This window comes from Stenotrophomonas sp. HMWF003, assembly GCF_003061285.1.
In the GTDB taxonomy this organism is placed as follows: Bacteria; Pseudomonadota; Gammaproteobacteria; order Xanthomonadales; family Xanthomonadaceae; genus Stenotrophomonas; species Stenotrophomonas maltophilia_AP.
Window position 1 is genome coordinate 17,792 of the sequence record NZ_QAIW01000434.1, and the last position, 11,028, is coordinate 28,819.

The window sequence follows — 11,028 nt, forward strand, 5'->3', positions numbered from 1 at the left end:
GCGTGGCCAGGGCGTCGTCGTCGTTCGCGGCGATCTCGTCGCCGACCGCCGGCACGGCCGCATCGTGGGACGCGACAGCGTCCACGGTGTCCGCATCCACGGCCTGCGGCTCGACAGCGCCCGGGTCGGCGGCATCGTCGTCCAGCGCGTCCAGGGCGTCTTCTTCATCGTCGGCCACCAGGGCCGGCCAGCGCGCTTCGGGCAGCGTGTCGGCCAGGGCCTGCAGGCGGGCAGCAAGCGCGGCCTGCACCGGAATACGCGGTGCGTCGGCCTGCAGGGCCGTCATGGTCGCGGTGATCGCCTCGGCGGTGGCCGACAGCGCGTCCACGCCATCGGCGTCCGGGGTGGTATCGGCGGCCAGCGAGCGCTTGATGAAGCTCTCGGCGCCCCCGGTGACGGCGGTGATTTCGGGCACGTCGGTCATCGCGAACGCACCGTTCATGGTGTGCACCGCGCGCAGCAGGGTGTCGGTGACCGGCTGCGGGGCCACGCTGGCCTCGCGCAGCCAGGCCTGCAACGTGGCCTGGTGGGTATCCACCTCGGCTTCCAGGATCTCGCGCAGCACTTCGTCGATGTTGGCCGGGGTACCGCTGGCCTCGACGGCGTCGCTGGCTTCGACGGCTTCGACGACGTCGACCACCTCCACCGGGGCGGCCACGACCGGCGCGGCCCGCTGCAGCGGCACATGGAAGGTTTCTTCGCCGGCCGCCACGCGATCGGCAATGGCCTGCATGGCCTGCAGGTCGGCCGTCACGCGGCCCTGGCCGCGCAGCGCGGCGTTGAGCTGCGGCAGCACGTCATACGCCTGGGTGACCATGGCCACCACGGCCGGGGTGGCCGGCCGGGTACCGTCGAGCACGCGGTTGAGCATGCCTTCGATCTTCCAGCTGAACTCGCCCAGGGTGCGTGCGCCCACCAATCGGCCGCTGCCCTTGAGCGTGTGGAACACGCGGCGGATCGGACGCAGGCGGTCGAGGTTGTCCGGCGCGGCGCGCCAGACCGGCAGCAGGTTGCCGAGGTTGACCAGTTCCTCATCGAACTCTTCGATGAAGACCTCGCGGATGTCCTGGTCGATGTTCTCGCCATCGTCCTCGAACCCGGCCTCGATGCTGTCGGTCTCACCGACCGCATTGGCCGGCGATACCGCAGCCAGCGCATCGGGAGTGATCGCCGGTGCGGTGCTGAACTGCGCGGCAGCCGCATCCAGCTCGGCCAGGAAGCGCGCGGACTCGTCGTCCAGCTCGATCTTGCCGATCACGGCGGCATGCACGCCGGTGCTGCTGTGGGTCACGACCGGGGTCGGATCCTGCGCAGCACCGTCGTCACCACGGGTGTGGTCGTCGGTGTCGGTCGGCACCGCCGCATCAATGGATGCGTCTGCAACGGGGCTGTCGTCTACAACCGCGGCCAGATCGATCTCCTCGACCGGCTCGGCGCTGATCGCCTCGCCATGCTCAACGGCCTCCGCGTCGGCCCCCTGCCCGGCTGCGTCCGCAACGTCATCGGCATGGGCGTCGGCCGCCTGCAGGAACGACGGCAACGCGGCCACGTCCAGGTCGGACGCGGCCTCGGCCACCGGCTCCGCGGCAGGAGCCACGGCATCGTCGATCTCCAGCGACAGCACGTCGCCAGCATTGTGCAGCGGCGCATCGAAGGTGAATTCGATGGGCGCGTCGCTGAACTCCAGTACGTCGTGCTCGGCGGCAACCGGGTCGAACCCACCGCTGAAGGAGACCGCGTCCTGCGCGTGCGCGTCGGCCTGCGCGGACACCGTGTCGGTGGCGTCCAGCGCATCCAGGGCGACATGCATCGGCGGCAGCGCGTCCCAGCGCACTGCGGGGCTGTCCTCGGCGATCACCGGGTCGAAATGGGCGAAGCTGGGTCCGGCGTGGTCGGTGGTGGCGTCGGCCTCGGTGGACAGGGTCCACTGCGGCGCTTCCGGCGCGGGCGCGGTCGATGCGTCGAACACCAGCGACGGCGCGGCTGCCGCTGCGTTGGCCAGGGCGGCGTCAGGCAGCGGGTCGAAGGTGACGTCAGGGAACGACGGCGGCACGCTGCCCGGCGGCGGTGCGCTCGGGGTAACGGGCACGGCGATCGGCTCGACCGACGGCGCATCCCACTGCGTCAACTCGATCGGCTCGGCGGCCACCGGCAGGGCTTCTGCGGTGGTGTCCGGCTGGGCGGCATTGGCGTCCGGCAACGGCCAGTAACGCAGGGTTTCCAGGCTGGTGCGGGTGATGTCGAGGATTTCCTCGCGACCCGGGCGACGTTCGCGCAGGGCTTCGAGGTAGTACTCCAGGCTGGCCATGGCATCGGCCAGGGTGTCCAGCTGGCGCCCGCTCGGCACGCGCTGGCGGCCGATCAGTTCCACCGTGATGTACTGGCGCACACCCTGCAGGTAGTCGGCCGGGGTGGCCAGGTCGAGCATGCGCAACGCACCGGACACCTCGCCCAGCAGGCGCGGCACTTCCTGCAGCTGCTGGTGGTTCCAGTTGGTTTCGATGAAGGCGACGAAGTGCTCGCGGGCGGCGGCGAAATTGGCGATGGCTTCATGCGCCAGCACCTCCACCGTGCGCCGGTTCTCCACTGCGCTCGGATCGTCTTCGCCACTGCCGCCGGCGCCCAGATGGGCGACCTGGTCGTCCAGCGAGGCGTCCACGTACAGCAGCGCACCGGCGATATCCAGCAGCAGGCTTTCGTCGATCTGCTGTTCGCCCTGCACGACGCCGCGCAGCGCATCGCGCTGCTGCACGACCACGCCGCGGGCCACGCCCAGGCCCATCATGCCCAGGGTATCGGCAACGGCGCCCAGTTCGTTGACCTGGGTCTGCAGCTGCACCGGATCGCCACCGGTGCGCAGGTGCAGGTCCAGCGCGTCCTTGATGCGCAGCAGTTCTTCCTTGACCGCATTGCCCACGGTATCGAGCAGCTCGCGGTTGCGGCCGCTCAGGCTGCCGCGCGCGTGGTCGAGCTCGGCCTCGGTGGCGGTGACGCTGTCCGGCGCGAACGCGAACAGCACGCTCTCGTTGATGCCCGGTGCGGCGCGTGCCGAACGGATGTCGTTGAGCAGCGGCAGCAGCACGATCGGAATGTCGCGGTGCCCGTTCTGCAGGCGCTCCAGGTAGTCGGGCAGCAGCACGCTGCCGCGCATCAGGGTGGCGCAGGCTTCGTCACGGTCGGGCACTTCGCCGGCGCCGATGGCGTTGGCCAGCTGCTCCAGTTCTTCGGCCACCATCGCCGGGGCATACAGCTCCACCATGCGCAGGGTGCCCTGCACCTGGTGCAGGTAGCCGGCGCAGAAGCGCATGCGGCCGGCATCGGAGGGGTCTTCGGCGTAGTACTCCACCTCGTTGCGCACCTGGCGCAGGGTTTCGTCCAGTTCCGGCTTGACCCAGCCCAGGGCGGCGTGGCTCATGGCATCGCGCAGCGTGCTCATGCCAGGTCTCCCGGCAGGGGCGCGCGCGTGTCGTGCTGTGGATTATCGCGATGCATCATCTGCTGATTCCTTCCCTCTCCGCCCTGCCCGCGGCTCACGCCGGCAGCTTGAAGTCGGCAACCGAGCGGCGCAGGTCGGCCGCCAGCTGTGCCAAATGACCGATCGACTCGGCGGTCTGTCCCGCACCCTGCGAGGTCTGGCCGGTAATCTGCCGGATCACGCCCATGGTGCGGGTGATGTCCGAGGCGGCCGACGACTGCTGCTGGGCGGCGATCGAGATGTTCTTGATGAGGTTGTTGAGCGCGTTGGACACGCGTTCGATTTCAGTCAGCGCAGTACCGGCGTCTTCGGCCAGGCGTGCACCGGACACCACTTCGGCGGTGGTCTGCTCCATCGAGCTGACCGCTTCGTTGGTATCGGCCTGAATGGCCTGGACCAGGCCTTCGATACGTCGGGTTGCACCGGAGGTGCGTTCTGCCAGGCGCTGCACTTCGTCGGCCACCACGGCGAAACCACGGCCGGCCTCACCGGCCGAGGCCGCCTGCACCGCGGCGTTCAACGCCAGGATGTTGGTCTGCTCGGAAATGTCGTTGATCAGTTCCACGATCGAGCCGATCTCCTGCGAGGACTCGCCCAGGCGCTTGATGCGCTTGGAGGTTTCCTGGATCTGGTCGCGGATCTGGTCCATGCCCTGGATGGTCTCGCGGACCACGCCGGCGCCTTCGGCGGCGATCACCACCGAGCGCTGTGCCACGTCGGCCGACTCGGCCGAGTTGCGCGACACCTGTTCGATGCTCGAGGCGATTTCGCCGATGCGGTCCGAGGCCGAGGTGATCTGGTTGGCCTGGTGGCCCGCCGCTTCGGCCAGCTGCATGGCCGTGGCCTGGGTTTCCTGGGTGGACAGCGCGACCTTGGCCGAGGTGTCGTTGATGGTGGTCACCAGGTGGCGCAGTTCGTCCACGGCGTAGTTGATGGCGTCTGCGATCGCGCCGGTCATGTCCTCGGTCACCGAGGCCTTCACCGTCAGGTCGCCTTCACCCAGCGAGCTGATTTCGTCCAGCAGCCGCATGATGGCCTGCTGGTTGCGGCTGTTGAATTCCACCTGGGTCTGGTAACGCAGGTCCTGCTCGCGCGAGCGGCTGCGCACGGTGCTGCTGACGAAGCCGATGATGGCGATCAGCGACAGCGCACCGGAAATCACGCCCAGCCAGAAGTTCGGGAACAGGCGCGTGTCGCGCACCGAACCGAACGAGGAGAACGCTTCAAACAGCTTCTTGCTGTCGTCCAGCATGCGGGTGGCACCACCGGTCAGCGCGGCCGCCGAGGACTGCGCCGAGAACAGCTGGCGCGAGCTGGCCAGGATCGCGTCGGCGTCCTTCTTCATGGTGTCCCACTGCTTCTGGGACTGCTCCAGCGCCGCCAGCGCGCCGGCATTGCGCACCGGGGTGATGCCCAGTTCTTCGTTGCCGTTGCGCAGGGCGTCCAGCACCTGGGTGAACACCACCGAGTCGCGGGCCAGCGCGTCGCCGGCGGCGGCGGCATTGGCACCACCGGCGCGCATTTCGGTGACCCGGCGGGCCATCGAGCCCACCACCACCACCTGCTGCAGCGCGTTGTACACCTGCGAGGCCGGGGCACCGCCCGCGGACATCGCACGCACCACTTCGTTCAGCTGTGCCTGCAGTGCCGGCACGCCGTTGACGAAGTTGTTGGCGTTGCCGGCCAGGGCCAGCACCGCCGGCTCACTGGCCACCAGCTGGGCGGCGCTCTTGCCGAGCGGCTCCCAGGTCTGGCTGAGCTGGTTGAGCGGGCCGGACACGTTCGCTTCGGAGCCGTAGCGACCCTGCAGGCTGCTCACCGTGCTCTCGATGCGGGTTTTGGTGTCCTTGAACGCGGTGAACGCCTGGGCGTTGCCCGAGACCGCTTCACGGCCCTGGTTGGCCAGCTGCTGGGACAACACCTGCAGATCGGCCGCGCCGGTACTGGCGCCGGCCAGGCGACTGCCCTGCCAGGTGGCGACGCCGGTATTGACGCCGAACACGATCATCGACAGGGCCAGCAGGCCGAGCCAGAAATTGGTTCCCACCGACCCGAGCTTGCCGGCCTTGGCGGATTCCGAAGTAGTACTCATCGTTCAACCTCGATCATCAAATACGGTGAGACAGGCGGCAGCGATCAGGCCGCGGCCTGCCTGAATTCGGGAGTGCGCGACAGCAGCGACAGCGAGAACACGCCCCAATCGTGGCCATCGCCGTGGAAGGCACGGTCGATGAAGTGGGCATAGCGGCCGCTGGCGAGGTCGCCGATGGCGATGTCCTGGTCCTGGTCGAAGCTGCGCTGGCCGAACAGTTCATCGATGGTGAGCGCGACGTCGCCGCCGGCCTGGCGCATGATCAACACGCGCTGGCCTTCCTGGTGCACGGTGCGCTCGCCTTCCAGGAAGTACTTCAGGTCCACCACCGGGAACAGGTTGCCGCGCAGGTTGCCCACGCCCAGCAGCCACGGCTGCGCGCCGGGCACCGGGGTGATCGGCGGCATCGGCACGATTTCGACCACTTCGCGGAAATCCGACACCAGGTGGCGCTTGCCCACGCGGTAACCGACGCCACGCCACAGGTCCTGCGCGAACTGACGCTCGGGCAGCTGCACGGCATGGGCCAGGCTGCGCCGTTCGTAGGCTTCGAGGATGTCGAAAGGAGAACGCATCAGACCACCAACTGGTTGATCCGCGCGATCAGTTCCTCCTCGCGCGGCGGCTTGACGATGTAGTCGGCCGCCCCCTGGCGCAGCCCCCACGCCTTGTCGGTCTCCATCGCCTTGGTGCTGACGATGACGACCGGAATATGTTTGATGGCCGCGTCACGCGCCATCGCACGGGTGGCCTGGAAGCCACTCATGCCCGGCAGGACCACGTCCATCAGCACCAGCTGCGGCGCATGCTCGCGCACGAGCACCAGCCCGTCCTCGGCGTTGTCCGCTTCCAGTACTTCGTGCCCGGCCTTGGTCAACCACTGCGTGAACACCGCGCGGTCGGTCGGTGAATCCTCGATCAGAACGATTCGAGCCATTGTGCCTTTCCCCCCTGGTCAGGCGTTGACGTATGTGCGGATGGCACCCAGCAGTTCTTCACGCGTGAATGGCTTGGTCAGGTACTGCTCCGAGCCGACGATGCGCCCGCGCGCCTTGTCGAACAGGCCGTCCTTTGAGGACAGCATGATCACCGGGGTCGACTTGAACAGCTGGTTGCCCTTGATCAGCGCACAGGTCTGATAGCCGTCCAGCCGCGGCATCATGATGTCCACGAAGATGATCTGCGGCTGTTGGTCGGCGATCTTGGCCAACGCCTCGAAACCATCGGTCGCGGTCACCACCTCGCAGCCTTCGCGCTTGAGCAGTGTTTCGGCGGTCCTGCGAATGGTCTTCGAATCGTCGATGACCATGACCCTAAGCCCTGCGAGTTCCCCACCCGCAGCCATGTTTTCAGTCATTACCTTTCCCCGGGCGCGCGACGCTTCTGCTTGGTCCGGCGTCGCTGCGAAAGCGTATCTATATCGCACTTCCCGCGCAGGCTACAAGCGCGGCCACTTCAGCCAAGCCGCAGACGGGTCGGACCGGGCCGGATCGGCCGGATTTGCGCAAACCCGGGCCCCGGCGGACGCAGCGTTGCACCCCGCCGGGCAGGCAACCGGCCCCGGTTGCGGCTACCATCATCGCCCTGCCCGCCAGGTTGCGACCATGCCGTTGAATGTCATCGTGGTGATGGACCCCATCGCCCATATCAAGATTGCCAAGGACACCACCTTCGCGATGCTGCTGGAAGCCCAGCGCCGCGGTCACGCCCTGCACTACGTCAGCCCCGGCGGGCTGGCCCTGCGCGACGGCCAGGCGGTCGCCCGCACCGCGCCGCTGCAGGTGCGCGAGGACAAGGCCGACTGGTTCACCCTGGGCGAATTCAGCCAGACCGTGTTCGGCCCCGGCCAGGTGGTGCTGATGCGCAAGGACCCGCCGGTGGATGCCGAATTCATCTACGACACCCATGTGCTCAGCGTGGCCCAGCAGGCCGGCGCGCTGGTGGTCAACGACCCCCAGGGGTTGCGCGATTTCAACGAGAAGCTGGCCGCGCTGCTGTTCCCGCAGTGCTGCCCGCCGACCCTGGTCAGCCGCCGCAACGCCGACCTGAAGGCCTTCGTGCTGGAACATGGCCAGGCCGTGCTCAAGCCGCTGGACGGCATGGGCGGGCGCTCGATCTTCCGCAGCGGCACCGGCGACCCCAACCTCAACGTGATCCTGGAAACCCTGACCGACGGCGAGCGCACGCTGGCCCTGGCGCAGAAGTTCATCCCGGACATCACCGCCGGCGACAAGCGCATCCTGCTGGTCGACGGCGAGCCGGTGGACTACTGCCTGGCGCGGATCCCGCAGGGCGACGAGTTCCGCGGCAACCTGGCCGCCGGCGGCCGCGGTGAAGGCCGCCCGCTGAGCGACCGCGACCGCTGGATCGCCGCCCAGGTCGGGCCGGAGATGAAGCGCCGCGGCATGCGCTTTGTCGGCCTGGACGTGATCGGCGATTACCTGACCGAAGTGAACGTCACCAGCCCCACCTGCGTGCGCGAGCTGGATGCCCAGTTCGGGCTGAACATCGCCGGCACCCTGTTCGACGCGATCGAGGCCGGCCTGCCGCGATGAGTGCGACGGCCGCACCGCTGCTGCCGCTGCAGGCGCGCGAATCGCAGCGCCTGGGCGCGACCCTGGCGCTGTCGCTGCTGGTGCATGCGCTGTTGATCCTGGGGGTGGGCTTTGCGGTGAGCGACAAGGCCGCGCTGGTGCCCACCCTGGAGGTGATCTTCAGCCACACCCAGACCGCGCTGACGCCCAAACAGGCCGATTTCCTGGCCCAGGCCAACCAGCAGGGCGGCGGCGACCACGACAAGGCCCAGCGCCCGCGCGACAACCAGGCCGGGATCGTGCCGCAGCCGCAGGCCGGGCTGTCGCCGGTGCCGCAGCAGCGCCAGGACGCGGTCAGCCCGCCGCCCCCGCAGGCGCGGGTGGTGTCCAGCCGCAACAGCACCGAGCAGGTGGCCAGCGCGCAGCCGCAGCCAGTGCCCGAGCACCCGCAGCCGGAGGCCCCGCTGAATGCGCGCGAGCAACGCGACGCGGAAATGGCCCGGTTGGCCGCCGAGGTGCACCTGCGCTCGGCGCAGTACGCCAAGCGCCCGAACCGCAAGTTCGTGTCGGCCAGCACCCGGGAATACGCCTACGCCAATTACCTGCGGGCGTGGGTGGACCGCGCCGAACGCGTGGGCAACCTCAATTACCCCGACGAAGCCCGCCAGCGCCGCCTCGGCGGCCAGGTGGTGATCACCGTCGGCGTGCGCCGCGACGGCAGCGTGGAAAGCGCACGGATCCTGCGCAGCAGCGGCACGCCGTTGCTGGATGAGGCCGCCCTGCGCGTGGTGCGCCTGGCGCAGCCGTTCCCGCCGCTGCCCAAGACCGAGGACGGTGTGGAGATCCTGCAGGTGACGCGGACGTGGGCGTTCCTGCCCGGCGGTACGTTGCGCGACGACCGGTGAGGGGGCGATAGCCGACCGACGGTCGGCTCTACCGGGCGGCCTTGGCGGCGCGGGCGGCCTGCTGTTCCACCAGCGTCAGCGCTACGTTGTTGCGCAGGTAGGCCGGCTCGACCCGTTCCGGGGCCATGCCCTCGCCGCGCGCGAACGCCGGTACCGCCAGCGTCAGCAGGTCCGATGCACGCGGCAGCGCCTGTGCGTCGACGCCGTCGAGCTGATCGGCCAGGCGCGTGGCCAGCAGCCCCTCGGCGGCGCCGAAGCCGGTGCCCACGCCGAACCAGCGGGTGCCTTCGGGCAGGACCACCGCCTCCGGCGCACAGACGATCTCTTCGCCCTGCAGCTGCCACTGGCCGTCCACGCGGACCTGGCGCGCCACGTACACCTCGCCCATGCGGGCATCGATGCTGCTGAGTACCTGGTCGGCGTCGGCCGGCGCGCGCAGCGCCAGTACCTGCAGTGTGGACACCGGCACCAGCGGGCGGTCCAGCGCCAGGGCGATGCCCTGTGCGATGGCGATGGCCAGGCGTACCCCCGTGAACGCGCCCGGGCCGCGCCCCAGCGCGATGGCATCCAGCTGCGAACGCGCCACGCCGGCCTCGGCCAGCAGGGCCTCGGCCCACGGCAGGCTCAGCTCGGCATGGCGGCGCGGGGCGATCTCGAACCGCTCGAGGACCTGCCCATCCACATACAGGGCGACGGAACAGGCTTCGGTGGCGGTTTCAAAGGCGAGCAGTTTCATGGCGGTCAGAACAGGGAAGTGGGGAAGTCATCGGGTGCCGCAGGTGACACAGCGGCTGCAGGGGGCGCCGCCGCCGTGGCGTGCGGTGCCGGCAGCGCACCAGGCGGCCATTGTGGCGCAAAGAAGCCGCGCACATCGTCCAGCGCGCGGGTGCGGCGGAACGGCGGCAGCGAATCCAGGAAGATCCGTCCGTAGCTGCGGCTGAGCAGCCGGGGGTCGCACAGCACCAGCACGCCGCGGTCGGTCTCGCTGCGGATCAGCCGCCCGACGCCCTGCTTGAGCGCGATCACCGCCTGCGGCAGCTGCTCATCGCGGAACGGATTGCCACCGTCGCGCCGGATCGCATCCAGCCGTGCCTCGAACACCGGATCATCCGGTGCGGCGAACGGCAGCTTGTCGATCACCACCACGCTCAATGCATCGCCAACCACGTCCACGCCTTCGCGGAAACTGGCCGAGCCCAGCAGCACGCCATTGCCCGAGTCGCGGAAGCGCTGCAACAGGGTCGCGCGCGGCGCCTCGCCCTGCACGAACAGCGGCCACGGCCCATCCCGCAGCGCCTCGGCCGCTTCGCGCAGCGCGCGGTGCGAGGCAAACAGCAGGAACGCCCTGCCCTGCGATGCCTCCAGCACCGGCGTAAGTGCACGGATCAAGGCGGTGCCGAACCCTCGTGCCGCCGGGTCGGGCAGATCGGTGGGCAGGTAGCACAGCGCCTGGGTTGCCCAGTCGAACGGACTGGGCTGCAGCAGGGTGACCGGATCGTCCAGCCCCAGCCGCTGCGAAATATGCGCGAACCCGCCGTCCACGGTCAGCGTGGCCGAGGTGAATACCCAGGCCGCCATCGAGCGCTGGCGGTGCTCGCGCAGCGGCCCGGACACGTCCATCGGGGTGCGCTGGCAGCGGAAGCCGCGCGGGGTCAGTTCGTACCACAACACGTCCGCCGGGGCCGCGGCCAGTTCCGGGTCGGCATCGAAATCGAGCATCGGGGCATCTTCGCCGAGCCAGCGCGACAACCGCCCCACCGCTTCCATCGCGCGCGCGTGGCAGGCGTCCAGCCCGGGCGATGCCTCGCGTACCCCGACCAGCGCATCGCGCAGGGTCACCAGGGCCGACATCGCCGCATCGAAGCCATCGCGCACCTGCGGCACGGCCAGCGCGCGCCATTGGGTGCCACGCGCTGGCAACCCGTCCATGGCCGTGCGCAGGTCGCGCAGGGTCTGTTCCAGCGCCGCAGCGGGCACCTGCAGGGCGGCCTGTGCACCGGCCACGCTGCGGCGCTGGAACAG

Annotated in this window: 9 protein-coding genes; 2 read left to right on the top strand and 7 right to left on the bottom strand. The window is 69.4% G+C overall.

The window, feature by feature from the left end; all coding sequences use genetic code 11:
* From DBR34_RS18730 to pilG, 5 genes are all read right to left on the bottom strand, one after another.
* Positions 1–3,436, bottom strand: a 3,436-nt coding sequence (locus tag DBR34_RS18730) for an Hpt domain-containing protein (protein WP_181394072.1), incomplete at its 3' end; no start/stop codon positions are given.
* Between the two features lie 94 nt (positions 3,437–3,530).
* Positions 3,531–5,567 (bottom strand): methyl-accepting chemotaxis protein, encoded by a 2,037-nt coding sequence (locus tag DBR34_RS18735; protein ID WP_128097896.1) that lies wholly within the window; start codon positions 5,565–5,567, stop codon positions 3,531–3,533.
* Positions 5,568–5,611: 44 nt separating this feature from the next.
* Positions 5,612–6,142, bottom strand: coding sequence for a chemotaxis protein CheW (locus DBR34_RS18740; RefSeq protein WP_128097897.1), 531 nt, complete (start codon positions 6,140–6,142; stop codon positions 5,612–5,614).
* Complete coding sequence (locus DBR34_RS18745; protein ID WP_038686783.1) at positions 6,142–6,504, bottom strand: response regulator; 363 nt, start codon at positions 6,502–6,504, stop codon at positions 6,142–6,144. Before DBR34_RS18745 ends, DBR34_RS18740 begins: the two co-directional genes overlap by 1 nt.
* Positions 6,505–6,522: 18 nt before the next feature.
* A complete protein-coding gene (gene pilG, locus DBR34_RS18750) occupies positions 6,523–6,924 on the bottom strand; it encodes a twitching motility response regulator PilG (RefSeq protein ID WP_017356958.1) in 402 nt (133 codons plus the stop codon).
* A 247-nt stretch (positions 6,925–7,171) separates the two neighbouring features.
* On the opposite strand from pilG, the gene gshB reads away from it, so the two are divergent.
* Entirely contained in the window at positions 7,172–8,122 is a 951-nt protein-coding gene (gshB, locus tag DBR34_RS18755) for a glutathione synthase (protein ID WP_128097898.1), read from the top strand.
* Positions 8,119–9,006, top strand: a complete 888-nt coding sequence (locus DBR34_RS18760; protein ID WP_128097899.1) for an energy transducer TonB — start codon at positions 8,119–8,121, stop codon at positions 9,004–9,006. Before gshB ends, DBR34_RS18760 begins: the two co-directional genes overlap by 4 nt.
* 28 nt (positions 9,007–9,034) lie before the next feature.
* Here the strand turns inward: DBR34_RS18760 and tsaB are convergent, their stop codons facing one another.
* Both tsaB and DBR34_RS24000 read right to left on the bottom strand, forming a co-directional pair.
* Positions 9,035–9,742 (bottom strand): tRNA (adenosine(37)-N6)-threonylcarbamoyltransferase complex dimerization subunit type 1 TsaB, encoded by a 708-nt coding sequence (tsaB, locus tag DBR34_RS18765; protein WP_128097900.1) that lies wholly within the window; start codon positions 9,740–9,742, stop codon positions 9,035–9,037.
* A 5-nt stretch (positions 9,743–9,747) separates the two neighbouring features.
* The coding region (locus DBR34_RS24000; RefSeq protein ID WP_258224120.1) for an ATP-dependent DNA helicase at positions 9,748–11,028 on the bottom strand (1,281 nt) is incomplete at its 5' end.

What these genes read in the sequence shown, in the direction of transcription:
- DBR34_RS18735 (WP_128097896.1), bottom strand. Translation starts at nt 5,567, where the DNA reads ATGAGTACTACTTCGGAATCCGCCAAGGCCGGCAAGCTCGGGTCGGTG.
- DBR34_RS18740 (WP_128097897.1), bottom strand. Translation starts at nt 6,142, where the DNA reads ATGCGTTCTCCTTTCGACATCCTCGAAGCCTACGAACGGCGCAGCCTG.
- DBR34_RS18745 (WP_038686783.1), bottom strand. Translation starts at nt 6,504, where the DNA reads ATGGCTCGAATCGTTCTGATCGAGGATTCACCGACCGACCGCGCGGTG.
- pilG (WP_017356958.1), bottom strand. Translation starts at nt 6,924, where the DNA reads ATGACTGAAAACATGGCTGCGGGTGGGGAACTCGCAGGGCTTAGGGTC.
- gshB (WP_128097898.1), top strand. Translation starts at nt 7,172, where the DNA reads ATGCCGTTGAATGTCATCGTGGTGATGGACCCCATCGCCCATATCAAG.
- DBR34_RS18760 (WP_128097899.1), top strand. Translation starts at nt 8,119, where the DNA reads ATGAGTGCGACGGCCGCACCGCTGCTGCCGCTGCAGGCGCGCGAATCG.
- tsaB (WP_128097900.1), bottom strand. Translation starts at nt 9,742, where the DNA reads ATGAAACTGCTCGCCTTTGAAACCGCCACCGAAGCCTGTTCCGTCGCC.